The sequence below is a fragment of the Flavobacterium sp. GSB-24 genome, assembly GCF_027924665.1.
Taxonomy (GTDB): domain Bacteria; phylum Bacteroidota; class Bacteroidia; order Flavobacteriales; family Flavobacteriaceae; genus Flavobacterium.
The window spans coordinates 2,528,178-2,554,089 of record NZ_AP027043.1 but is presented as its reverse complement, the minus strand read 5'-3'; the positions used below and the strand labels follow the sequence as shown (position 1 = coordinate 2,554,089).

Genomic DNA, 25,912 nt, shown 5'->3' with positions numbered 1-25,912 from the left:
AAAATGAAAAAGATTATTTTATTATTACTAATAGCCGTTAGCTCATTTTATTCTTGTAAAGACGATCACAGTAATCTGCCAGATGGTTTGTATGCCGATATCGAAACAAACAAAGGCCATATTATTGTTGAACTTGATTACAAAAAAGCACCAATTACTGTTGCTAACTTTGTGACTTTGGCTGAAGGTAAAAACGAATTTGTAACGCATGAAAATTTAAAAAAGAAACCTTTTTTTGATGGTTTAAAATTCCATAGAGTTATAGAAAGCTTCATGATTCAAACCGGAGATCCTTTAGGAACTGGTTCTGGAGATACTGGATATAAGTTCAAAGACGAATTCTCAGATTTAAAATTTGACAAAGCTGGTGTATTAGCAATGGCAAATAACGGACCTGGAACAAACAGCAGCCAGTTTTTCATCACACACGTAGAAACTCCTTGGTTAGATAACAAACACACTATTTTTGGTCATGTTGTGGGTGCAAAAGATCAAGAAGTTGTAAACAAAGTAGTTCAAGGTGATAATATCGTTTCTGTAACTATTATTAGAAATGGTGAAGCGGCTAAAAAGTTCGATGCTGTAAAAGTATTTCATGACTATTTTGCAGAAATCGCAAAAGAACAAAGCAAATATGCAGGAGTTCAGAAAGAAAAAGTAGCTTACTATGCTTCTATTAAACCAAAAGTTACTAAAACAACAAGCGGTTTAGAATATTTTATTACTGAAAAAGGGACGGGCAAAAAACCTGCAGCAGGAACTCAAGTATATATTGCTTACGCTGGTTTTCTTGAAGACGGAACTTTATTTGACACAAGCATAGAAGATGTTGCCAAACAATTTGGAAAATTTGATCCTGCAAGAGCTGAAGCAAAAGCATATCAGCCAATTCAATTTAAAGCCGGAAGTAAGAATGGTTTAATACCTGGTTTTATCGAAGGACTTGAGCAGCTTTCTTTTGGCGATAAAGCAATTCTTTTTATTCCATCTCATTTAGCATACGGAGAAACTGGCGCAGGAGGTGTAATTCCGCCAAATGCAAATATTATTTTCGAAGTTCAATTATTAGAGAAACAATAAAACAATTCATCATAGACTTAAATCTGAAAAGTAATGAAGTTTAAATTTTTATTTTTATTTTGCTTAGCAATAGTTAATATTCAGGCTCAAACTAAAAAGCCCGCAGCGAAACCTGCAGCCAAAGCAAAAACAACAACTGCAGCAAAACCTGCTGCTAAGCCAAATACAAATCCTAACGAAGGGATTTTTGCTACAATTTCAACTTCAAAAGGAGATATTGTTGTTTCGTTAGAATACACAAAAGCACCTGTAACAGTTGCCAACTTTATCACTTTGGCAGAAGGTAAAAATCCTTATGTAAAAGTGGAAAAATTAAAAGGAAAGCCATTTTATGATGGTTTAAAATTCCATAGAGTAATTAACGATTTTATGATTCAAGGTGGTGATCCGCAGGGAACTGGGGCTGGAGATCCAGGATATTCATTTAAAGATGAATTTGTTGCAGAATTGAAATTTGAAAAAGGCGGTGTCTTGGCAATGGCAAATTCTGGACCTGCTACAAACGGAAGCCAATTTTTCATTACACATAAAGACACGCCATGGTTAAACGGTAAACATACTATTTTTGGTCATGTAGTTTCTGGAATGGACAATGTCAATAAAATTGTTCAAGATGATATCATGAACAAGATTACCATTACACGCAAAGGCGCAGCAGCAAAAAAGTTTGATGCTGTAAAAGTTTTTAGTGACGAAATGAAAAAAGGTGAAGCTAAAAAAGAAGAGGCTAAAAAAGTAGTTGCTGCCAAAGCTGCTTATTTTACTGCAACAAAAGCAAAAGCTACAGCAACTGCATCTGGTTTAAAATATGTTATTACCAAAAAAGGAACTGGTGTAAAAGGCGCTGAAGGTTCAAATATCTACTTTCATTATGCTGGATACTTCGAAGATGGTACTTTATTCGACAGCAGTATTGCTGAAGTTGCAAAAGCTTACGGTAAGTATGATGCAAACAGAGATGCACAAGGTGGATACAAAGCTTTTCCTTTTACAGTTGGTAAAAAAGACGGAATGATTCCTGGTTTTATTGAAGCTCTTGATATGATGACAGACGGAGAAAAAGCTATTTTCTTTCTTCCTTCTAACTTAGCGTATGGCGAAAAAGGAGCTGGCGGCGTAATTCCTCCAAATGCAACTTTAGTTTTTGAAATTGAAACTTATCAAAATCAGCCAACTAAATAATAACTAGAATTCAATTTCTATTAAGTACAAAAAACATCAAAAGATACTTTTGATGTTTTTTTGTTTTAAGACTATTTAAAAATTTAAAGAATTATTATTTTGAACGTTGAAAATAAACTGTTTTCATTATTAAGTTCACGATTTTGCCTTTATTTCTATTAAATCCTAAACAAAATAGCTTACCTTTGCCGGCTTTAATTTTTTAAAACAAGTAAATTATGATGTCGCAAAATAATGTATTAAAAGGTGTTTTTCTAGTAGCTTTAGGCGCAACAACATATGGAATGCTGGCTACTTTTGTAAAAATGGCTTATTCTGAAGGATATACAACCGCAGAAGTTACGACCTCACAATTTATTTATGGAATTACAGGAATTTTATTAATCAATCTTTTTCAAAGGATAAAAAATAAAAATCAAGCTGTAAAAGCAACTCCAAAAAATATTTTCAGTTTAATGCTTGCAGGAACTTCATTAGGAATGACAAGTTTATTTTACTATTTGGCTGTAAAATTTATTCCAGTTTCTATCGGGATCGTTTTACTAATGCAGACTGTTTGGATGGGCGTTTTATTAGAAATGATTTTAGAAAAAAAACTCCCTTCTAAACAAAAAGTCATTGCAGTTTTGATTGTGCTTTTTGGAACTGTTTTAGCGACAAATATCATTAACAATGACATACAACTAGACTGGAGAGGTTTGGTTTGGGGAATCTTGGCCGCTGCGTCTTTTACCACAACTATGTTTACTGCAAATCGTGTTGCTACAGAAATTTCATCTGCTCAAAGAAGTCTTTATATGCTTTTAGGCGGTTCTATTATTGTTTTTTCATTTGCCTTTGCAACTCAGGTTACCGCATTTAATTTCGAAATTTTCTTAAAATGGGGAATTGTGCTGGCTTTATTTGGCACCATAATTCCGCCTATGTTAATGAATATTGGTTTTCCTCTTACTGGTATAGGACTTGGAAGTATTGTTTCTGCCTTAGAATTACCCGTTTCTGTGATGATGGCGTACGTTTTATTGAATGAAAAAGTTATCTTCTCTCAATGGGTTGGAATCGTTTTAATTATACTTGCAATAATCATTATGAACGTAAATTTCAAGTCAAAAAAATAGCCGAATTTGAGCATTATTAAAAAAAGATCTTCTGTAATGTAATAATTGTTAATTTTTTTATAAATTCGTGATAAACAATCAATTATTATGAGTTTACCCTGGCATTTATATTTAATGGCTTTATTGTATATACTTGCTGGAATTAATCATTTTAGAAAACCTGGAATGTACATAAGAATCATTCCACCCGCATTTAAAAACCCAAAATTAATAAATAATTTAAGCGGAGCTGCCGAGATCATTTTAGGCATTCTCCTGATTTTACCTGCCACAAAAACTTTCGCCGCCTGGGGAATTATAGCTTTACTGATCGCTGTTTTTCCTGCAAATATCTACATGTTTCTAAATAAAAAAGCAGGTTTTGGTTTACCATTATGGATTTTATTTGTACGTTTGCCCTTACAAATTGTTTTAATTTATTGGGCTTACCAGTATACATTATAACATTAACCATTAAATTTAATTTATTATGAAAAAATTATTTGCAGAGTTCTTTGGGACTTATTGGCTTGTTTTTGGAGGCTGTGGAAGTGCCATATTTGCTGCCGGTTATCCAGAATTAGGAATCGGTTTTGCCGGTGTTGCACTTGCTTTTGGTCTAACAGTAGTGGCAATGGCTTATGCAGTTGGACACATTTCTGGAGGACATTTTAATCCTGCAGTTTCTTTTGGATTATGGGCAGGAGGAAAACTTCCAATTAAAGATCTTATCCCATATATAATAGCTCAATGTATTGGAGCTATAGCTGCAGCTGGTACATTGTATACAATCGCTTCTGGAAAAGCTGGTTTCGTAATTGACAACACTAAAGCTGGAGCATTTGCATCAAATGGTTTTGGAGCGTTTTCTCCTGACGGCTATTCTTTACAAGCTGCTTTTATTGCCGAATTTGTTCTTACCTTGTTCTTTATTTTAATTATTCTTGGTGCAACAGACAAATTTGCTAATAGTAATTTTTGCGGTATTGCGATTGGTTTAACACTAACTGTAATCCATTTAGTTAGTATTCCAATTACAAATACTTCCGTAAATCCTGCGAGATCACTTTCTCAAGCAATATTTACAGGAGGCGAACCATTATCTCAAGTCTGGCTTTTTTGGGCAGCTCCAATTTTGGGTGCAATAGCAGCAGGATTTATCTACAAGAATTTATTACAGCAAGAGGGCGAACCCGAAAAAATAGTTTTATAATTAGTTAATAATAATTATAAATTAGCCTATAATTAATTTCAAAAGAGAAAATCAGATATATTTATGTTTGATTTTCTCTTTTTGTTTGGGATAAAATCGATAAGAAAACAGTATTTCAACTCAAATATTTATATTTATGAACGAAATTATTTCTTACTTCAGTACGATTCCATCTTCTCATAGAAGTTTGATTCTAGTTGGCGGTATAACCATTTTCTGGTTGATTGAAAACTCTTTTCCGCTGTTCCGAATGCAATACAAAAAATGGTCACATGCGGGAATAAATTTCTTTTTTACCTTCACAACTATTGTTGTCAATTTTATTTTAGCATTTATTCTAATTAGAACCGCCGCATGGACAATTGAACATAATTTTGGTCTTTTGCAATGGCTTCCTAAAATGCCAATCTGGCTTTATACCATAATTGGTTTATTGCTTCTCGATTTAATTGGTGCTTATTTAGCACATTTAGTAGAACATAAAGTAAAATTTCTTTGGCAGTTTCACTTGGTGCATCATACCGATACTTGGATCGATACCACGACTGCGAACAGACATCATCCTGGCGAAAGCGTTGTTCGTTTTATATTTACCACTTTAGGAGTTTTAATAATCGGAACACCAATGTGGATGGTATTTCTTTATCAATCTTTATCAGTTATCGCTTCCCAATTTAACCACGCCAATATTTCCCTTCCAGAAAAATTAGATGTTTTCTTGAGTTATTTTATTGTTTCTCCCAATATGCATAAAGTACATCATCATTACGTGCTGCCGTACACGGACAGTAATTATGGAAATATTTTTTCTGTTTGGGACAGAATTTTCGGAACTTTTACTTATCTGCCCAAAGAACAACTTATTTATGGCGTAGATACACATATGCAGCCTGAGGAAAACAATCAATTGAAGAATCTGCTAAAAATTCCATTTCAAAAATCAAGATCTTTCAAAAACAGTTAAAATCACTAAAAAAAGTGTACTTTACTGAAACAACTTATTAATTTTTTTTTTAATATTGATACAGAAATTGAAAATCAATCTATTAATCATTAACACCCTATTTTGAATTAATTTTCACGAGATGAAAAAGAGTAACCGTAAAGAATTGACTTGGGAGCAAACTGAAAAACTTGTTTCGTTAGCTTTAGAAGAAAGAAATCCATTCGAAATTATAAAAAAAGAATTTGGATTAGCAGAAAAAGAAGTCTTGGAGATCATGAAGAAGAAAATGCCTCTTGAAAAATTTGAAATGTGGAAAAAGAAGGCAGTAGCAAACAAACCAAAACCAAAACCAGTAAAAATAGATGATTTTGATGAAGATTTGGACGGAAAATATTATATAAAAAATAAACTAGACTAAACTAGAGCTCCTGTTTTTCAGGAGTTTTTTTTTATTTCTAAATTAATGTAATTTTTTTAGTAACTTTTCTATGTTTTTTGTGACAAATACAAATAACTAAACATATACATATGAAAAAAATACTTTACACCTTAGCTCTAGCGGTAACATTTTGGAGCTGTAAAACAGGTAGCACTGGAGCCGCAAAAAGCAATACCGTAGAGGTTAACATCAATTTGACTGACGTTAAAGACGATAAAGTTTTGGTGACTGTTACTCCGCCAGCCATTAAAACAGATGAAATTGTTTATAGCATTCCTAAAACAGTTCCAGGTACTTATTCTACAGATAATTATGGAAAATATTCTGAAGACTTTAAAGCATTTGATGCTAAAGGAGCCGCTCTTACTGTAAAAAGAATAGATGATAATTCTTGGTCGATTTCTAATGCAAAAGCATTAAAAAAGGTAACGTATTTAGTAAACGATACTTTTGATACTGAAAAAGGAACTGGATTTGGTAATGATGATGTTTTCTCTCCTGCAGGGACTAACATTGACGCAGGGAAAAATTTCATGGTAAATACTCATGGTTTTGTGGGGTATTTTCAAAACAAATTAGATGTTCCTTACAAAGTTACAATTACACATCCTGAAACACTTTGGGGCGCTACTTCTATGACAGATGAAGATGCAAGCAACACATCTGATGTTTTTAAAACTGCTCGTTATGCAATTTTAGTGGAGAATCCAATTATGTATTCTAAACCTGATTACACTACATTTAATGTAAACGGAATGGATATTTTGATTGCTGTATACTCTCCTACTGGAAAATTTACTGCAGAAAGTATCACACCAGAAATGAAAACGATGATGACGGCACAGAAAAACTTTTTAGGAAAAGTAAACTCTACTAAAAAGTATAGTGTATTAGTCTATCTATCAAGCATGGCAAAAGACGATGCACATGGTTTTGGAGCATTAGAGCATCCTACAGCTACAACAGTAGTTCTTCCAGAATCAATGCCAAAAGAAAAATTGGTTGAGACTATGAAAGATGTTGTTTCGCACGAATTCTTCCATATTGTTACGCCATTGACAATTCACTCAAAAGAAATTCAGTATTTTGATTATAACGCACCTAAAATGTCTGAGCATTTATGGATGTATGAAGGTGTAACAGAATACTTTGCAAATCTTTTCCAAATCAACCAAGGTTTAATTGATGAAGCAGAGTTTTACACTCGTATTGCTGATAAAATTCAACAATCTAAACAGCTAAACGATACTATGTCATTTACTTTGATGAGTAAAAATGTATTAGAGCAGCCGTATAAAGATCAATACCTAAACGTATATCAAAAAGGAGCTTTAATCGGAATGTGTATTGATATTATCATTAGAGAGAAAAGCAACGGAGAAAGAGGTATACTTGATTTAATGCATAAATTATCTACTGAATATGGTATTGAAAAACCATTTAATGATGATGAGCTTTTTGCAAAAATCACTTCATTAACATACCCAGAAGTGGGCGAATTCTTGAACAAATATGTAGCAGGAACTACTCCAATTCCTTACGATTTCTATTTGGCTAAAGTTGGTGTTACCAAAGCGACTGAGAAAAAACCTGGAAGTGTTTTCATAAAAGGACAAAATCCATATATCACTATTGATAAAGCTACTAAAGAAATCGCTGTTCGTTCTGATATCGAAACCAATGAATTCTTTAAAAACTTAAACTTAAAAGGCGGGGATAAAATTCTAGCTGTTAATAACAAACCATATTCTCTAGACAATATCTACGATTTGATTACGGAAAGTGAAAACTGGAAAGAAAATGATCCTATTACTTTGAAAGTAAAACGCGGTACTAAAGAAGAAACAATTAAAGGAACTGTAAAATTACCATACGAAGAGTCTGAAACTTTTAAAGCAACTGATGCTTCAAAAGATAAACTTAAAAATGCATGGTTAAAAGGATAATTTCTTTTTCAAACATAAAAAAACCGACAAGTGATTGTCGGTTTTTTTTGTTTTTGTCATTGCGAGGAACGAAGCAATCTCATCATGAATATCTGTTTTTAATTAGAACTTATATTAATGCGGTTGCTTCGTTCCTGGCAATGACTATGCTTATGTTTTTAAAGCTTTATTTCTTCACTGGAAACTTCCAGTCAAATTCGTCTTTGTTATTGATAATCGCTCCGATTTCGAATTTTACAACCTCATCAAATTCTGTTTGGAGAATAAACCAATTGTCTTCGTTGAAATAATTCTCGAAAGTATCAAAAGTTTCCTGATTGTATTTCGTAATACCTTTAGTGGCTAAATCTTTCTTTACATCAGCAATTTTTCTTCCGATTAATTTGAATCCGAAAACTTCTAAATCAGTACTTGAAGCGACAATGTATCCTAATTTTAAATCTTCTTCTTCATAAAAAGTCAATCTGATTTTGTGTGCATTGTATACAAAAATTATATTGTCATCTTCGTCTTTATAGTTTTTATCAGGTTTTCCTAAAACAGCTGTTACATCATTCTGCTTCATTCCGAAAAGCAGTTTATCAATTCCTGATTTTAAATTTATTTTCATATTTAATTGTCTTTATTTGAAATGCAAATTTCGTGAAGTTTTTTAATTATTTGCCACGAATTCACGAATTATACTAATTAATTTGAATTATCAGGCTTTGTAAACTCATTTGTCAGCTGAGCGAAGTCGAAGCCTCTTATTAACTGCAAAAGCCCTTCGACTTCGCTCAGGGTGACAGTGATATTAAAAACCTAACAGGTTTTAAAAAAAACTGTTAGGTTGTATTTTCATTATGAGTAAACCCTTAGACTTAGCACCTTAGTATCTTAGAATCTCAGCACCTTAATAACTAATACTTCTTCTTATTTGGTTTTGAACTCATATAAAACGTGATCTTGCCACCTGTTATAACATCACTATGTTTCAAAAATGGTTTGTCTAATTGTTTCCCATTCAGCAGCACTTTGCTCACAAATACATTTTTATCCGATTGATTAACGGTTTCGACTTCAAAGTTTTTTCCATTTTCTAAATTAAAAATAGCTTTTTTAACCAGCGGGCTTCCTAAAGCATATTCATCAGAGCCAGGCGCAACTGGATAAAATCCTAAACTGCTGAAAATATACCAGGCACTCATTTGTCCGAAATCGTCATTTCCTCCTAAACCGTCTGCACCATTTCTGTACATTTTTTTCAAGATCATTCTGATTTTGTCCTGCGATTTCCATGGAGAATCTGTCCAGTTGTACAAATATACTACATGGTGTGAAGGCTCATTTCCATGAACGTAATTACCAATAATTCCGTCTCTTGTAATATCTTCAGTGTTCTCAAAATATTTGTCTGGCAAATGCATATTAAACAATGAATCTAAACGAACTTTAAATTTCTCATTTCCACCCATCATTTTAATCATGTCGGCTGGATCTTGCGGTACATACAAACTGTAATTCCATGAATTTCCTTCAATAAAACCTTGTCCGTGAGTATCTAACGGATCAAACTCTTTTTTGAAAGTTCCGTCGTTTAATTTTGGACGCATAAAACCTGTTTTTTCGTCGTAAACATTTTTATAGTTTTTAGATCTTTCTATAAACTCATTATAGATTTCCGTTTTTCCTAATTTCTTCGCTGCCTGAGCAATTGCCCAGTCATCATAAGCATATTCTAAAGTTTTAGAAACCGATGAACCGTTTCTATCTTCTGGAACGTAGCCCTTTTTTATGTAATATTCCAATCCATCATAATACGTTACTTTTGCCGTATTTACACAAGCCTGCAGAGCTTTTTCAGCATCAAAATTAATATTTCCTTTTACAATGGCATCGGCAATTACAGATACAGAATGATAGCCAATCATACACCAGTTTTCATTGGCATAATGCGACCAGATTGGAAGCATTTTATGAACGCTTTGATCTGAATGTGCCAGCATGGAACTTACCATATCTGCATTTCGTTTGGGCTGTACGATATTAAATAAAGGATGCAAAGCTCGGTAAGTATCCCCAAAGTGAATAACTGGTGTAATTTGTGAAGTTTTCTGCTTTATGAACATTCATATCCAAACCTTTATAATTGCGGTCTAAATCCATGTATTCTGTTGGTCCGAGAAACGCATGGTACATCGCAGTATAAAAATTAACCAAATCCTCTTTTTGAATAGTTTCTATCTGAATTTTATTCAGTTCTGTATTCCAAACTTCCTGGCTTTGTTTTTTCACTTTTTCGAAATCCCAATTTGGAGTTTCTTTTTTCATATTTTCTAATGCGCCAGCGGAACTAACTGGAGACAAAGCCATTTTGATCTTAATTTTTTCTCCTTCATTGGTATCAAAATCAAAAAACAATTTTAAGTTTTGACCTGCCATTTCTGGGAAATTTTTGGTTTGGTCAAATCTTCCCCAAAAGCCTCTGTAAACACTTTTTTCCTGTGCAGCCTGTCCGTAGCTTTTAATAGGTTTACTAAACGACATGGCAAAATAAACCGTTCTGGTTCTTGCCCAGCCGTTTGTCTGGCGGTAACCTGTTATTAAAGTATCATTTTCTACTCGTACAAAGGTCCAGACATTCTTTTTGTCGTAATTGTAAATACCTGAAGTTAAATCCAAAATAATATGCGCATCATCTGACTTTGGAAAAGTATACTGATGCATTCCAACACGAGTTGTCGCTGTAAGTTCTGCTTTTATTTTATGATCTTCTAGAAAAACGCTGTAATAGGCTGGTTCTGCTTTTTCTGTAGAATGAGAAAATGCCGATCTGTAACCCGACAGAGGTTTTGAAGCCACTCCAGGATTTAATTGTAATTTGCCCGTTGTCGGCATGATTAAAAAATCTCCTAAATCAGAATGTCCTGTTCCGCTGAAATGCGTATGGCTGAAACCTACAATTGTTTTGTCTTCGTATTGATATCCTGCGCAATATTTATAAACGTCTCCATTATATTTTCCGTTTAAACTGTAGACAATTGTATCGGTTTCCGGGCTAAGCTGTACACTTCCAAAAGGTACTGTTGCTCCAGGATAGGTATGTCCCATCTTTGCGGTTCCTATCATCGGGTCAACATATTGAATAAGATTTCGTTTTTCACTTACCTTATTTTGACCGTTTAAAAAATTAGTAAAACCAAGTATTGAAATTGATATTCCTAAAAGAAAATTTCGGCAGTTTGTTGTAGTCATTTTATAAGTTTCAATTTTTTGGTTCTAATTGATGAATTTTAATAAAAATATTTGTTGTAGTTTTAATTTAGAAAAATACAACAAAAACTGTTTTTAAAAAACATAAAGTTAGCAGAACTCGAAAGCTTTTAAATATCTTTGATGTATTAAAAGTATAGCGCCAACATGAAAAAGTATATTTTAGTTCTTCTTTCTTTTTATTCTACATTTATTTTTTCTCAAAAAACGGACAGCCGTCGATTAACCAAACAAGAAATTTCAGAAAGAGAACTTGATAACGTTAATGATTTCCCTATTTACAAAGCATTTGAATACCAAGATAAAGGAGGTGTATATGAATTGGTTTTGGGTGAAAATCATAAAACAATTTCTAAAAAAGATACCTTAAACACCAAAATACAAGCTGTCTGTGTAATGAATGACCACGGCGGATTCTTGGAAAAATGGAAAATTAATGATTTGCTTGAAGATTATATTCCGAAAGAAACAAACATTTGGTTCTGGACAAAATATTGCAGTACAAAAGATATTGATGGTGACGGTTATATTGAACCTATTATTGTTTATGGAACTCGCAATGAAGATGGTTATATAAGACGCGTAAAAATTATTACGATTTACAAAAATAAAAAATACGTAATTCGTGCAGTTGAATGTGACTTAGATGATTGTAGAAGTTTTAAGAAAGATCAAAACTGGAATTCTCTTCCTCAAAAAATAAAAACCTATGTTGACCAATTAGTTGTAAAACTTAAAAAAGAACAGAATTTGTTGTTGAAAGATGGGTAGAATTTTTAATTGTGAATGGTGAATGGTGAATTGTTGATGGTTAATGGTTAATGGTTAATGGTTGATCGTTGATATTGAATTGTTAACTGTGAATCATAAATCGTTAATGGTGAGGGTTAATTGCACAACTAACAACTAACAACTAACAACTAACAACTAACAACTAACTTACTCATTCATTTCATCATAACGTTCTGGAACTTGCGGATCGTAAAGCGGACATTTGAATTCTTCCATGACATCTACTAATTTATTCATGGTTTTTCCTTCTGTTCCGTAGCAGTCAATTTTTACGCTTTGTGGTGTGGTAATTACTTGAAATGCACCTTTTCCTTTTGGATTTTTCCAGCTGTTTTCATCGACTCTTTCCCAATCTGAAAAAACGGAGTTGATTCGATTTACAATTACTTCTATCTGAAGAACAGCCAGACCATCTACTTCTTGTTTTTCTACAAGAGCTTCATAAACTTCTTGATTATTCAAGTAGATTTCATCTAGATATTTCCAAAAAAGTAATTCGTACATAATGAAGTATTTTTTAAAACCATATAAGTGATATAAGTTCATATTAAAAGTACTAAAAAATACTAAAATGAACTTATATCACTTATATGGTTATTTTTTTTTAATAATTGAATGTTCCGTATTCGCTTGTAATAGTAAGTTTCTTCTCTTCTGAAGCTTCTACTCTACCAACGATTTGTGCATCTACATTGAATGATTTTGAAATTTCAATAATATCTTGTGCAATATTTTCTGGAACGTAAATTTCCATTCTGTGACCGCAGTTGAAAACTTGATACATTTCTTTCCAATCTGTTTTTGATTGTTCTTGAATTAATTTGAACAAAGGCGGTACTGGAAACAAATTGTCTTTTATAACATGTAAATCTTTTACAAAATGTAAAATCTTAGTTTGCGCTCCTCCACTGCAGTGTACCATTCCGTGAATATCATTTGGAGTATATTTATCTAAAATTTTCTTGATAATTGGCGCGTAAGTTCTTGTTGGAGAAAGTACTAATTGTCCAGCGTTGATTGGACTATTTTCTACTTCATCAGTCAAATTAACTTGTCCTGAATAGATTAATTCTTCTGGAACTGCTGCATCATAACTTTCTGGGTATTTTTTAGCCAAATATTTCCCGAAAACATCATGACGTGCTGATGTTAGTCCGTTGCTTCCCATTCCGCCGTTATAGCCTTTTTCATAAGAAGCCTGACCGAAAGATGCTAAACCTACAATAACGTCTCCCGCTTTTATATTTGCATTATCTACAACATCGCTGCGTTTCATACGTGCTGTTACCGTAGAGTCTACAATAATAGTACGCACAACATCTCCAACATCTGCAGTTTCTCCGCCAGTTGAATGAATAGTTACACCAAACGATTTTAATTCGTTGATTAACTCTTCTGTTCCGTTGATGATTGCCGAAATAACTTCAGCTGGAATTAGGTTTTTATTTCTTCCAATTGTTGAAGAAAGTAAAATATTATCTGTTGCGCCAACACATAATAAATCATCAATATTCATGATTAATGCATCCTGAGCAATGCCTTTCCAAACTGAAAGATCTCCAGTTTCTTTCCAATACATATAAGCCAAAGAGGATTTTGTTCCTGCTCCGTCTGCGTGCATAATAAGGCAGTGTTCTGAATCTTGTGTTAAGTAATCTGGAACAATTTTACAAAAAGCCTGCGGAAATAAACCTTTATCAATATTTTTTATGGCGTTGTGTACGTCTTCTTTTGATGCCGAAACACCTCTCTGTGCGTACCTTTTGCTAGAATCTGAACTCATGAAAATTAGTTTGTGTTGATGTGGTGCAAAGATAATCCCTTTTTTTAATTCTTTGGTTTATTTGATATTTGATTAATAAAAAAAATCGGCAGATTAAATTTTCTGCCGATTTTCCTAAATAAAATTGGTTATGAAGCTTTTGGCTTTCTATTTTTAACTTTTTGGTATTCTATTATACTAAGTTGAGTTGAGACTTGAATTTTATTTTGTCTGTTTAAGCAGTAAAATTAGAAAACTTATTCCAAAACCATCAAATATAAATACCTATTTTCTAACAAGTTAGAGTTTTATCGATGAAATGTAAGACTATCTCGACGAAGGCCGTAACTGGATTAAAATATAAACAGGAAATTACTTTCTTATTTTGGTTGTATAAATTATAGAATTAAAAAAGCCTGTCTTTTTGAGACAGGCTTTTTATTTGCTTTCTGAGTTTTACTTCGTAAAAAGTAATTCTCTGTATTTGGTTAAAGTCCAGCTTTCGTCATCAACTAATAATTCTAATTTATCACAGTGATTACGAATATCTTCAAAATATGGTTTTACTTTATTGCAATATGCTTCTGCCATTTTTTGGGCATCAGTCAATTGGTTTGCTTTCTTTCTTTCGTTTGTCATTGCCAATACTTTAGAATTTATACCTTCTATATGACCCGAAATTTCTTTGATTAAAACAATTTGTTCGCTTGCAATAGTTTCAAATTCTTTTCCGAAGATTTCTTTTAATCCTTTTACATTTTCAATTAATGTATTTTGGTAACGAATTGCAGTTGGAATTACGTGGTTTCTAGAAATATCTCCTAAAACTCTTCCTTCGATCTGGATTTTTTTAGTGTATTCTTCTAATTCAATTTCGTAACGGGCTTCAGCCTCAACGTGATTGAAAATTCCTAATTCATCAAATAATTCTAATGCTTGTTTAGAAACTTTAGCTTTTATCGCTTCTGGAGTTGTTTTAAAGTTACTCAAACCTCTTTTTGCCGCTTCTTTTTCCCATGCCTCGCTGTAACCGTCTCCTTCAAAAAGAATCTTTTTAGATTGTTTAATGTATTCTCTCAAAACATTAAAAATAGCATCATCTTTTTTCATGTCTTTCGACTCGATAAGATTTTCTACTTCATTTTTAAAGTCTTTCAATTGTTTGGCCACAATCGCATTCAAAGTTGTCATTGCATTCGAACAGTTTGAATTGGATCCAACAGCTCTAAATTCAAATTTATTTCCTGTGAAAGCAAAAGGCGAAGTTCTGTTACGATCTGTATTGTCTAATAATACGTCTGGAATTTTACCAACAACATTTAGTTTTAAATCTGTTTTTTCTTCTGGCGATAATTTACCTGTTGTAACACTTTCTAATTCAGATAAAACTTTTGTCAGCTGTGCTCCAATAAAAACAGACATAATTGCTGGCGGTGCCTCATTAGCCCCTAACCTGTGATCGTTACTTGCTGTCGCAATAGAGGCTCTCAATAAAGTTTCGTAATCATTTACCGCTTTTATTGTATTAATGAAGAATGTCAAAAACTGTAAATTACTCATTGGCGTTTTACTTGGACTTAACAAATTAACCCCTGTATCTGTTGCCAATGACCAGTTATTATGTTTTCCAGAACCGTTTACACCTTTAAATGGTTTTTCGTGAAATAAAACTTTAAAATCATGACGCTCGGCAACTCTCTGCATCACATCCATTAATAAAGAGTTATGGTCGACTGCTAAATTCGTTTCCTCAAAAATTGGTGCCAATTCAAACTGATTTGGTGCCACTTCGTTATGACGTGTTTTTACCGGAATTCCTAATAACATACATTCCTGCTCTAAATCTCTCATATAAGTAAGAGCGCGAGTTGGAATAGATCCGAAATAATGGTCGTCTAACTGCTGTCCTTTTGCAGACGTATGTCCTAATAAAGTCCTTCCAGTCATCATCAAATCTGGACGAGAATTTGCTAAAGCTTTATCAATTAAGAAATACTCCTGCTCCCAGCCCAAAGTTGCTGTTACTTTTTTTACGTTTTTGTCAAAATATTTACAAACTTCTGTTGCCGCTTCATCAATTGCAGACAATGCTCTTAATAAAGGAATTTTGTTATCTAAAGCCTCACCTGTATAGGCAATAAAAACTGTCGGAATACACAATGTCGTACCATAAATAAATGCAGGAGAAGTTGGATCCCAGGCAGTATATCCGCGGGCTTCAAATGTATTTCTGATTCCGCCATTCGGGAAACTTGACGCATCTGGCTCTTGTTGTACCAATTGTGCGCCGCCAAATTTTTCTACAGGATCACTTCCGTCATAAGAAGTTTCAAAAAATGCATCATGCTTTTCTGCCGTTGTTCCTGTTAAAGGCTGAAACCAGTGTGTATAATGTGTAACTCCTTTTGCCAGCGCCCATTCTTTCATACCCATAGCAATATAATCTGCCAGCTTTCTGTCAATCTTCGTTCCATGTTGAATGGCATCTCTCACTCCTTTTAAAGCATCCGAAGTTAAATATTGCTTCATTGCTTTTTCATTAAACACATTTGAACCAAAAAGATTTGATTTTTTATCAATCTCTTCAAAATGTACCGGCTTTCTTGTAGAAGCTTCTTTTAAAGCTTGAAAACGTAATGTTGACATGTATGTAAATTTTAAAATTCGTAATAATTTTCACTGAAAAAATGAGGAACAAATATAAACAATAAAAAAGCCTATTTTAAATATAAATTGGAGAATTTTAGCCATCGATTTTTCAATATAAGATGCTTTTTTCAAAGAATAATGAATTCAATTTATAGAAATATAACAAAACTGTGCGGTAATATTGATTAAATAAACATTTTTTCATAATTTCTTAACTCAGAAATTCAAAAATGTGCCGTAATTATTACGAATTTATTTTTTTAAGGTAATTAAAATTGCTTTTTTAAAAATATACCCCTCTCAAAATTGCGCTTATCCAAAAAATTATACTTCGTTAAACAAAATAGCCCCCTAATTTTTAGGACTAAAAAAATAAATCTATATTTGACCCAACGAAAAAAAACAAAAAAATTAATTTATATTATTATGGCTAAAATTAAGTTAGAGTACATTTGGTTAGATGGATATGAACCAACTCAAAATCTTAGAAGTAAAACTAAAGTTGAAGAGCATGACAACTTCAAAGGAACATTAGAGGAACTTGGAAACTGGTCATTTGATGGATCATCTACAAGACAAGCTGAAGGAGGTTCTTCTGACTGTTTGTTAGTTCCAGTTGCAATTTATCCTGACCCAACTCGTATCAATGGATGGTTGGTAATGTGTGAAGTTATGTATGCTGATGGAACTCCACACCCTTCTAACGGTAGAGCTACAATTGATGATGATAATGATGATTTTTGGTTTGGATTCGAACAAGAGTATTTCATCATGGATACTAAAACTTTATTGCCATTAGGTTTCCCTGTTGGAGGTTATCCTGCTCCACAAGGTATGTACTACTGCTCTGTAGGTGGAAAAAACACTCACGGAAGAAAATTAGTAGAAGAGCATGCTGATTTATGTATCGCTGCTGGAATCAACTTTGAAGGTATTAACCAAGAGGTTGCCTGCGGACAATGGGAATTCCAATTATTCGCTAAAGGTGCTAAAAAAGCTGGAGACGAAATCTGGGTTGCTCGTTACCTATTAGATCGTTTGACTGAAAAATATGGTTACTATATTGAATACCACCCAAAACCTCTAGGAGACACAGACTGGAATGGTTCTGGAATGCACGCTAACTTCTCTAACAGTGTTTTAAGAACATGTGGAGATCAAGCAACTTACGAAAGAATCTGCGAAGCTTTCCGTCCTGTTACTGCTGAGCACATCGCTGTTTACGGAGCTTACAACGACCAACGTTTAACTGGTAAGCACGAAACTGCTTCTATCCACGATTTCTCTTATGGAGTTTCAGACAGAGGATGTTCTATCAGAATTCCTTTGATGACTGTTCAAAAAGGATGGAAAGGATGGTTGGAAGACAGAAGACCAGCTTCAAACGGAGATCCATACAAAATTGCTGCGAGAATTATCAAAACTGTTAACTCAGCGTTATAATTCTAAACTTACAATATATTCTAAAAAAGCCGGCATAATTGCCGGCTTTTTTTTCGTTGCCTTTATCATTCTGAGAAACGAGAATCACGCTAGAGAATCTACAAAGATTGGCGATTCATTGCGCAGAGTTACTCATATGATTCTCATTCCTCAAAATGACAAAACTAAAACCAAAAATTAATATATTTAATATCCAGACAGACAAAATCACCTTCGAAAACATCATAACTTTATAATAATTAACATTTTACAAATAACAAACATTACTTAATTTTAAGATTAAAATTAATTTTTAAGTTAAATTTCAAAACTTATCTTTGTAGATCAATTAAAAAAAATTATCATGATAGTCTGGACTCTCTTTTTACTTGCTGTAGTTTTTATTCTTGCCTTAGACCTAGGTGTCTTCAACAAAACACCACATATTATTAGTACTAAAGAAGCCAGCAAATGGACCTTAATATGGGTTACTTTATCCTTCCTTTTTTCTGGAGTAATTTATTGGCTGTATACCACAGATTATATTGCCAATCCCGATGGTTTAAAACCTGCAGTAGCTTCTATGAAGTTTATTACTGGTTACCTAATAGAACTTTCATTAAGCGTAGACAACATCTTTGTGATCGCTATAATCTTTGCTTCTTTTAAAATTCCGCAAAAATATCAGCACCGCGTTTTATTCTGGGGAATCCTAGGAGCGATTGTTTTCCGTGGATTAATGATTTTCTTCGGGGTAATGTTAATCAATAAATTTACCTGGACAACTTATGTATTTGGAATCTTCTTGATATTTACTGCTGTAAAAATGCTGTTTTCTGGTGAAGAAGAAGATTTTCACCCAAAAGATTCTTTTGTTTACAAAACATTGGGAAAAATTATTCCGATTACTTCACATATGGAGCATGAGAAATTTTTCGTTTTAACCGAAACAGGCAAAAAAGCCGCTACTCCACTTTTTGTTGCTTTGATTGTAATTGAAGTTATGGATGTTCTTTTTGCTGTAGACAGCGTTCCTGCAATTTTAGCTATTACGTCTGATCCGTTTTTAGTATTCAGTTCAAATATATTTGCGATTTTAGGATTACGTTCTATGTATTTCTTCTTAGCTAACATGCTGGCGAAATTTAGCTATTTAGAATATAGTTTAGTTGCTATTTTAGCATTTGTGGGATTAAAAATGTTATTACATGATTTCTTCCACGTTCCAGAATGGGCTTCTTTAGGATTTATTGCTTTATCGCTTTTAGTTGGTATTTTGGTTTCTTTAAAGTTTGGAGAAGAAAAAGTTTTAAATGATTCGTCAAGTGAAGAATAGTTATTCTTGAAACATATATTCATAAAAAAAGGAAATCTTACGATTTCCTTTTTTTATTATTGATAATTATAATTTTATTTTTTGAACATCACTTTCCTTAAGTTTCAAAACTGACATTACATCATTAAAATTATTTTTATTTACTGTTGTAGCTAAAGCAGAAGGAATTATAACAATTCGAAAAGATTGGTTATTTACATAACTTGGAGTCTCTGCAAGATCATAATTTGCTCCTGCATAAATTTGAAAATCTTTTCTACTAAAGTCATAATCATATGTTATTTCATCTCCATTATTAAAATACAGCGTAGTTGGAATTAATTGCCAAATTGGAGTTTGAGCATCTATTGTTCCTTTTAATCTATATATTAAAACTGTCTCATCATCAAATAAATCACCCCCAACTTTACTCTGAAAAGTTCCAGATATAAAATAACCGTCAGTAGCATTAAACGAAAAATTTGTGTTTAAAATCTCAAATGCTTCTCCAGTTAAACCATCTTGTCCTGGAGGCCCTTCTGGTCCTTCACAGCTTGAAAACGCTATTAAACCAACAACAGCGAATAAGGTAAGTATCTTTTTCATAATTTTATTTTTTTAAGGATTATACTATAAAGGTATTCCAAAAATTAAACCAAAAAAAGTAATTCGGCTTATTTTCGGTCAAAAAAACCTTTATTTTTTTGCAGTTACTTGATTTTTAAGCAATATTTTATTGAAAAATAATACATGGTATGGTAATGAGTTTTCCCAATAATCCCAAGTATGTGCTCCTGGGCGCTCTGTATAATCATGATCAACTTTATTGTAAACCAATCTTCTATGAAGTTCTCTGTTTGGTTCAATTAAAAAATCATCTACACCACAATCTATAATTAGTGGTAATTTGTTAGCTTTTAATTTATCAGCCATTCTTAAAACAGAGTTTTGTTCATACAATTCTGTACTACCGCTTTTATCTCCAAAAACAGGCTGCATTAATTTGACTACTTGAGCAGATGAATCTCTGTTAAGCATAGCACTCATATCTACCGCTCCGCTCATACTTCCGGCTGCACAAAATAAATCAGGATGCCTTCCAGATAAATACAAAGCGCCGTGTCCGCCCATAGAAAGACCAGTTATTACTCTTCCGTTTCTATTGCTAATTGTTCGGTAGGTTTTATCTACTTTTTGAATAACTTCTTGTGTAATGAATGTCTCAAACTGACTTTCTTTATTTACTGGACTGTCCAAATAAAAGCTAAACGTTTCTCCTTCAGGCATTACAATAATCATATTGTATTGATCTGCCAGATTGTGGACTAATTTTTTATTTGGTGTGTTTTTAAGCCAGTCACTAAAATGTCCGTAAGCTCCGTGTAACAAATACATAACCGGAAAAGCGGCTTTGCTTTTCGAATACGAATTGGGTAAAACGACCGCAGCTTTATAGGTTTTCCCCATAGCTGTGCTGGCAACTTGTAACGTATCTACTTTTGCTGCATATGTCATGGTGGTCATGCAAAGCAAAAATGCAGATAATAGCATTTTAAATTTCTTCATTTTGATATATTTTTTCTGATTAGGGTTTGTAAATATACCTTTTTTCAGAATAAAACATATGAAAAATCCGACTAGGTGTTTTTTTTTGTTTGCCGCGAATTTCACAAATTAGCACGAATTATTTTGACACAGATTAAAGGATTTCCACAGATTAATCTGCTTGATCTGCTGAATCTGCGGGAAAAATTTACTTTCAAAGATTTAGCAGATTATATAGATAAAAAAAATCATTTTAATCTGTGGCAAAAAAAAAAAAAAAAAATCCGATTGAAATCATCAATCGGATTTATTTATTTTATTTATTCTTGCTATTAATGGTAAATCAGAAACTAGCTAATTATAATCTTATGCTCGTGTCGGTATTGCGACGCGCTTTTTCCTGTGTATTGCTTAAACGATTTACTGAAGTGACTGAAATTATTAAAACCGCTTTCGTAGCAAACTTCGTTAATACTCATTGGCTGTTCTGCCAAAAGTTTAGAAGCATGAACCAGACGATATTCATTCACAAATTCAGTAAATGTTTTATTGGAGATCTTTTTAAAATAACGACAGAAAGAAGGTGTAGTCATACTCACCAAACTAGAAACTTCGTCTATTGAAATAGATTCCTGAAAATGATCTTTCACAAAATTAAAAACCACATTAATACGGTCGTTATCCTGCGTCTGCAATTCTAATGAAAATCCGTCAGCATTTAAAATGGTATAATCCTCAGCCGATTCTAATTCGTCCAACACACTCAAAAGCGTGATCAAACGCTGAAACGGAGGTTCATTCTCCATCATTTCAATTTTCTTTCCTATTCTTTTTTTTGTTTCACCGCCAAAAGCGATTCCGCCTTTCGCCTGATTCAAAATATTCTGCACTTTTTTCATTTCAGGAGCAACGAAAAAGTCACTTCCTAAAAATTCAGGTTTTATATGAATTACAGTTTCATTTGTATTACCTGTATTCTCATTTGTAAAACCGCAATGGGGCAAATTGGCTCCTATTAAAAGTAAACTACCATTGGTGTAATAAGAAACATGGCTTCCTATTTGTCTTTTTCCAGCCCCGCCATTAATATAAACCAACTCAATCTCTGGATGATAATGCCATAAATGAGCTTTGCTATTGGTCTTTTCGGCGTGTTTAGTGTAGGTAAAAGAACTTCCGTATGAGTTAGTTATCACTTCAAGAGCTGGGGCAATTGTCTTCATGATAATTTCTTTAAAAAATAATAGCAAATTTAACAAAAACACCTAAAATAATTTAAATTTTAACCTATAACGGTTTCGTAAATGCGAATTTTACATCAAAATCACATTTTTTATACTGAGAAATTAATACCAAAACTGCCTTTTTTTTCAGGTCTCATTTTTTTTATCGGTATTTTTTTCAATAATCTTATTTAAAAGGCTAATTAATGTAAATATATTAATTTTTGTAAGAAATATAGAAATTTTAAGAAGTATTCAATTTTTGCAAAACTTTGAAAAATAACAACCAAATTAACAGAAACATAACATTAAACTCAAATTTTAACCTATAACGGTTTCGTAAATGAGAATATAGCACATAAATTGGAAAATATAGTTGTTAAAATAACACACATGCTGCTATAACTTTGCCTCAGAGAAATGAACTAAAAATTTAAATACCACAGAATATGAAAAAGATTATGAAATTAAGTTTAGTATGTGCAGTGCTTTTAACTGGAATGAGTACTTATGCAATTGATGGAAATGAAGCTCTAAATCTTCATGTATTAAAAGGAAATGGCAAGGTAATTGCTTTTGGTATTAACCAACTTCAGAAAGCAGTTATTAGTATATATGATACAAACGGTAACTTAATCTATACTGAAAACGCTTCTGGTAAAGATGGTATTTTGAGAACTTTCAGCTTAGAAGAATTTCCACAAGGAAAATACATTTTAGAAGTTGCTGATACTTTCAAAAAAGTAAAATACGATATTACTGTAAATGCAAATAGTTCTGTTTTGTCTTCAAAAGGAACTACTTCAAATAACTAAGAAAATATTAAGGTTAAGTGCATACTTCACAGCACTTAAAAGTTTTATACTCTAATACAGTATAAAAAGTGAGGTTAGATAGTTAGTAAGTTAAAAACTTTCAAAAGTTTTAAAAACAGCTCTTTGTGGTTACTGAGCTGTTTTTTTTTTTTTTGCTCTTTACTTTCGGGTCGCATAGTTTCTTAACCGCAAAGAGCGCTAAGATTTACACAAAGTTCGCAAAGTTTTATTTTACAAAGCTTTGCGAATTTTGCGTTTTTATGACTAGCTATAAAAAATCTTTGGCCGCTTAACTGTTAACCTTTATTGTTCAATTCCTACAATTATTAAAGAAATCTTTAATTCAATGTAAACTAAAAATCATCAAAAACGTTGAAAAATAACAACTGAATTAACGAAAACGATAAAAATAATTCAAATTTTAACCTATAACGGTTTCGTAAATGAGAATACAGCATAGAAATAGGAAAATATAGTTGTGATTTTTTACTTACAACTGAAGTAATTTAGCATCAGAGAATTAGAACTATTAATTTTAAAACTAAATACTATGAAAAAGATTGTTAGATTGAGTTTAGTAGCTGCATTGCTTTTCACAGGAATTAGCACATATGCAATTGATGGAACAGCGGAGTTTAATCTTCACGTATTAAAAGCTAATGGAAAATTAATCACTTTCGGTCTTAATCAGACTCAGAAAGCTAATTTATCTATTTATGATAAAGATGGATCTCTTATATATTCTGAAACCGCTTCTGGTAAAGATGGAATCTTGAGAACTTTCAGCTTAGAAGAATTTCCAGAAGGAACTTATTTCTTAGAAGTTGAAGACAATATGAAAAAATCAAAATACGAAATTAAAGTAACTGATAATGTTTCTGTATTATCTCAAAATGCAGTTTCTTCAGTTTATAAACCAGGTTTCGAAAAAAATACAAGTGTGGCGACACGCTAAAAAAGTTTATACTCTCATAAAGTATAAAAGTGAGGTTAGATAGTTAGTAAAGTTTAAAAACTTTTAAAGTTTTAAAAACAGCTCTTTGTGGTTATAGAGCTGTTTTTTTTTGCTCTTTACTTTTAGCTTTTACCGCAGAGCTTCACAAAGTAAAGCACGAAGATTCGCAAAAGCTTAGTAAAAAAAACTTTGTGAATCTCTGTGAAAACTTTGCGAATCTCTGCGATAAAAACCAATTCTTTTTGTAAATAAATCCTTAATTCAACGTAAATAAAAAATCAAGCAAAACTTTGAATAAAAATAACCGAATTAACAAAAACGTTAAAAATAATTCAAGTTTTAACCTATAACGGTTTCGTAAATGAGAATATAGCATAGAAATTGGAAAACACAGTTGCGCTTTTTCATCTATTTCGTAAGTAATTTAGCATCGGAGAATTAGAACTATTAATTTAAAAACTAAGTACCATGAAAAAGATTGCAAAATTGAGTTTAGTAGCAGCGTTGCTATTCACAGGAATAAGCACTTACGCAATTGACGGAAATGGAGAATTTAATCTTCACGTATTAAAAGCTAATGGAAAACTGATCACTTTCGCACTTAACAAAGTACAGAAAGCCAATTTAGCTATTTATGACAAAGATGGGACACTTATTTATTCTGAAACAGCTTCAGGTAAAGAAGGAATCTTAAGAACTTTCAGCCTAGAAGAATTTCCAGAGGGAACTTATTTCTTAGAAGTTGAAGACAACGTAAAAAAAGCAAAATACGAAATTACAATAACTGAAAATGCAGCTTTATCAAGAACTGCGATTTCTTCTGTTTACAAAGCAGGTTTTGCTAAAAACACAAGCGTTGCAACACGTTAATATTTTATACTTTTTACAGGTATAAAATAAGGTTAGAAAAAATTAGAATATTTTATTGTTGAAGAAGAAAAACAGCTCGCGGTTGGTTACGGAGCTGTTTTTTTTGCGTTAAAATATAAATGTAATTTTTACACTAATTTCTTTCTGAAAAAATATTCTTATTAATTCAAATGTTTGATTTTCAAGCATTAAAAAAAAACATAAAAAAAGTAATCCGCGAGCCCAGTAATTACGTACATAGTTCAAACAAAACACAGATCTGATTACAATTCAGCAACTTAAGCATCGAAAAATGCTAAAATTTTGCTAAAAATTAAATTTGTATTTGTAGTTTTACGCGTTCCACATTTAGTAATTAACAATTAAAAAAAACATGACAAAATTTACCAAAGCCGGTTTAGTTGCTGCCTTTTTTTTAGCGACTGTGTTTACCTATGCCATTGATGGGAAAGGTGATTTTATTTTAAACATCAAAACAGGAAACGGAAAAGTAGTTAGCTTTACTTTAGACACTGTTGAGAATTCATCTTTCTCGATCTACGACGAGAATCACAATTTACTTTATGCAGGAGACGCTGCAGCAAATAAATTGGAAGTTTCAAAAACAATTAGTTTAGAAAGTTTTCCAGCTGGAACTTATGTTCTAGAAGTGAAAGCAAACGACAAAGTTGCGAAACATGAAATTAAAGTTGCTGCAAAAAAGGTAAAAGCAGTGAAACTAGACGAATCTGCTAATCATAGCCCAGGATTCCGCCGTTAATCACTCTTTTTGCCCAAAAAGTTAAAAAGCATCAGTCATTGGCTGGTGCTTTTTTTATGAATAAATAATTTAAGAAGATTATTTATTTTTTAATAGTTTCTCTAAATATTCGATTTTATCTTGTTCCGCTTTCAGCAAACGCTCATAAAGCTTTTTATTCTCTTCTACAGTTTCCATTAATTTATCTAATGGATTGAAAGTGCAATTGTTTAGACCAAAATAATTATTAGGACTTTCATTGAAAGTATTAAAATAATTAATTGCTGCTTCGTCTGAAAAATTCTTAATCGCTTCAACCGATACACCAAGCGCTTTTGCCACCTCAACAAGTCTTTCTTCTTCTATCGTTTCGCTGTTTTCCATAGCCGAAATTGCTTGCTGGTTTGTTCCTAACGCCTGCGCCAAAGCTTCTTGTTTCATATCTCGCAGTTCACGAATACGGCTTATTTTTCGCCCTATATGATTTGGTTTTGTTAGTGTGCTCATAATTCAAAGATAATAATAAAGTGTCAAAATTGGTAAAATGTAAAAAACAGATTTTACGCCGTGCGATACAGCAAAAAATGATTTCGTACAGCAAAATCTATTTCTTCCTTCGCCGAAACAAACAAAAGTACAATTTTTCTTATACAAAATTTATAAAAGTCAA

23 protein-coding genes and 1 pseudogene are annotated in these 25,912 nt (G+C 32.5%); 15 read left to right on the top strand and 9 right to left on the bottom strand.

Annotated features, from left to right (window positions below; genetic code table 11):
• Positions 1-3: 3 nt before the first annotated feature.
• From QMG60_RS11195 to QMG60_RS11160, 8 genes are all read left to right on the top strand, one after another.
• Positions 4-1,080 carry a peptidylprolyl isomerase gene (locus QMG60_RS11195; protein ID WP_281867870.1) on the top strand — a complete coding sequence of 359 codons (1,077 nt, stop codon included), beginning with the start codon at positions 4-6 and terminating at the stop codon, positions 1,078-1,080.
• Between the two features lie 33 nt (positions 1,081-1,113).
• Entirely contained in the window at positions 1,114-2,262 is a 1,149-nt protein-coding gene (locus tag QMG60_RS11190) for a peptidylprolyl isomerase (protein WP_281867869.1), read from the top strand.
• A gap of 221 nt (positions 2,263-2,483) precedes the next feature.
• A complete protein-coding gene (locus QMG60_RS11185) occupies positions 2,484-3,380 on the top strand; it encodes a DMT family transporter (protein ID WP_281867935.1) in 897 nt (298 codons plus the stop codon).
• Between the two features lie 87 nt (positions 3,381-3,467).
• Positions 3,468-3,824: a DoxX family protein gene (locus tag QMG60_RS11180; RefSeq protein ID WP_134140797.1), complete on the top strand. Its 357-nt coding sequence runs from the start codon at positions 3,468-3,470 to the stop codon at positions 3,822-3,824.
• Between the two features lie 25 nt (positions 3,825-3,849).
• Positions 3,850-4,572, top strand: a complete 723-nt coding sequence (aqpZ, locus tag QMG60_RS11175; protein WP_281867868.1) for an aquaporin Z — start codon at positions 3,850-3,852, stop codon at positions 4,570-4,572.
• A 136-nt stretch (positions 4,573-4,708) separates the two neighbouring features.
• Positions 4,709-5,536: a sterol desaturase family protein gene (locus QMG60_RS11170; RefSeq protein ID WP_281867867.1), complete on the top strand. Its 828-nt coding sequence runs from the start codon at positions 4,709-4,711 to the stop codon at positions 5,534-5,536.
• A 121-nt stretch (positions 5,537-5,657) separates the two neighbouring features.
• The gene (locus QMG60_RS11165) at positions 5,658-5,936 is read left to right on the top strand and encodes a DUF2805 domain-containing protein (protein WP_057118909.1); all 279 of its coding nucleotides are present in this window, start codon (positions 5,658-5,660) and stop codon (positions 5,934-5,936) included.
• Positions 5,937-6,046: 110 nt separating this feature from the next.
• Positions 6,047-7,903, top strand: coding sequence for a peptidase M61 (locus QMG60_RS11160; RefSeq protein ID WP_281867866.1), 1,857 nt, complete (start codon positions 6,047-6,049; stop codon positions 7,901-7,903).
• A gap of 166 nt (positions 7,904-8,069) precedes the next feature.
• On the opposite strand, the gene QMG60_RS11155 is transcribed toward QMG60_RS11160, so the two are convergent.
• Positions 8,070-8,513, bottom strand: coding sequence for a hypothetical protein (locus QMG60_RS11155; RefSeq protein WP_281867865.1), 444 nt, complete (start codon positions 8,511-8,513; stop codon positions 8,070-8,072).
• Positions 8,514-8,802: 289 nt separating this feature from the next.
• Positions 8,803-11,011 (bottom strand): annotated as a pseudogene (locus tag QMG60_RS11150) (GH92 family glycosyl hydrolase).
• A 291-nt stretch (positions 11,012-11,302) separates the two neighbouring features.
• On the opposite strand from QMG60_RS11150, the gene QMG60_RS11145 reads away from it, so the two are divergent.
• Complete coding sequence (locus QMG60_RS11145) at positions 11,303-11,926, top strand: hypothetical protein (RefSeq protein ID WP_281867864.1); 624 nt, start codon at positions 11,303-11,305, stop codon at positions 11,924-11,926.
• Between the two features lie 168 nt (positions 11,927-12,094).
• Here the strand turns inward: QMG60_RS11145 and QMG60_RS11140 are convergent, their stop codons facing one another.
• From QMG60_RS11140 to QMG60_RS11130, 3 genes are all read right to left on the bottom strand, one after another.
• Complete coding sequence (locus tag QMG60_RS11140) at positions 12,095-12,451, bottom strand: hypothetical protein (protein ID WP_057118922.1); 357 nt, start codon at positions 12,449-12,451, stop codon at positions 12,095-12,097.
• 100 nt (positions 12,452-12,551) lie between these two features.
• Positions 12,552-13,730 (bottom strand): AIR synthase related protein, encoded by a 1,179-nt coding sequence (locus tag QMG60_RS11135; protein WP_057118923.1) that lies wholly within the window; start codon positions 13,728-13,730, stop codon positions 12,552-12,554.
• Positions 13,731-14,165: 435 nt separating this feature from the next.
• The gene (locus tag QMG60_RS11130) at positions 14,166-16,355 is read right to left on the bottom strand and encodes a glutamine synthetase III (RefSeq protein ID WP_057118924.1); all 2,190 of its coding nucleotides are present in this window, start codon (positions 16,353-16,355) and stop codon (positions 14,166-14,168) included.
• A gap of 429 nt (positions 16,356-16,784) precedes the next feature.
• On the opposite strand from QMG60_RS11130, the gene QMG60_RS11125 reads away from it, so the two are divergent.
• Together QMG60_RS11125 and QMG60_RS11120 are read left to right on the top strand one after the other, a co-directional pair.
• Entirely contained in the window at positions 16,785-17,801 is a 1,017-nt protein-coding gene (locus QMG60_RS11125) for a glutamine synthetase beta-grasp domain-containing protein (protein ID WP_057118926.1), read from the top strand.
• A gap of 343 nt (positions 17,802-18,144) precedes the next feature.
• On the top strand, positions 18,145-19,116 hold the full coding sequence (locus QMG60_RS11120) for a TerC family protein (protein WP_057118928.1): 972 nt from the start codon (positions 18,145-18,147) through the stop codon (positions 19,114-19,116).
• Positions 19,117-19,182: 66 nt separating this feature from the next.
• Here the strand turns inward: QMG60_RS11120 and QMG60_RS11115 are convergent, their stop codons facing one another.
• The 3 genes from QMG60_RS11115 to QMG60_RS11105 all read right to left on the bottom strand — a co-directional run bounded on the left by QMG60_RS11115 (position 19,183) and on the right by QMG60_RS11105 (position 21,863).
• The gene (locus QMG60_RS11115; RefSeq protein ID WP_134140786.1) at positions 19,183-19,701 is read right to left on the bottom strand and encodes a hypothetical protein; all 519 of its coding nucleotides are present in this window, start codon (positions 19,699-19,701) and stop codon (positions 19,183-19,185) included.
• A gap of 90 nt (positions 19,702-19,791) precedes the next feature.
• Positions 19,792-20,661 (bottom strand): alpha/beta hydrolase family protein, encoded by an 870-nt coding sequence (locus QMG60_RS11110; protein WP_281867863.1) that lies wholly within the window; start codon positions 20,659-20,661, stop codon positions 19,792-19,794.
• A 329-nt stretch (positions 20,662-20,990) separates the two neighbouring features.
• A complete protein-coding gene (locus QMG60_RS11105) occupies positions 20,991-21,863 on the bottom strand; it encodes an AraC family transcriptional regulator (RefSeq protein WP_057118937.1) in 873 nt (290 codons plus the stop codon).
• 449 nt (positions 21,864-22,312) lie between these two features.
• Between QMG60_RS11105 and QMG60_RS11100 the strand changes: the two genes are divergently transcribed.
• The 4 genes from QMG60_RS11100 to QMG60_RS11085 all read left to right on the top strand — a co-directional run bounded on the left by QMG60_RS11100 (position 22,313) and on the right by QMG60_RS11085 (position 25,263).
• Complete coding sequence (locus QMG60_RS11100) at positions 22,313-22,678, top strand: T9SS type A sorting domain-containing protein (protein WP_134140784.1); 366 nt, start codon at positions 22,313-22,315, stop codon at positions 22,676-22,678.
• Positions 22,679-23,228: 550 nt separating this feature from the next.
• On the top strand, positions 23,229-23,633 hold the full coding sequence (locus tag QMG60_RS11095) for a T9SS type A sorting domain-containing protein (RefSeq protein WP_281867862.1): 405 nt from the start codon (positions 23,229-23,231) through the stop codon (positions 23,631-23,633).
• A 468-nt stretch (positions 23,634-24,101) separates the two neighbouring features.
• Positions 24,102-24,503: a DUF3244 domain-containing protein gene (locus tag QMG60_RS11090; protein ID WP_281867861.1), complete on the top strand. Its 402-nt coding sequence runs from the start codon at positions 24,102-24,104 to the stop codon at positions 24,501-24,503.
• Between the two features lie 373 nt (positions 24,504-24,876).
• Positions 24,877-25,263 (top strand): hypothetical protein, encoded by a 387-nt coding sequence (locus QMG60_RS11085; protein WP_057118948.1) that lies wholly within the window; start codon positions 24,877-24,879, stop codon positions 25,261-25,263.
• A 78-nt stretch (positions 25,264-25,341) separates the two neighbouring features.
• On the opposite strand, the gene QMG60_RS11080 is transcribed toward QMG60_RS11085, so the two are convergent.
• Positions 25,342-25,749 carry a helix-turn-helix transcriptional regulator gene (locus tag QMG60_RS11080; RefSeq protein WP_057118949.1) on the bottom strand — a complete coding sequence of 136 codons (408 nt, stop codon included), beginning with the start codon at positions 25,747-25,749 and terminating at the stop codon, positions 25,342-25,344.
• Positions 25,750-25,912 lie beyond the last annotated feature (163 nt).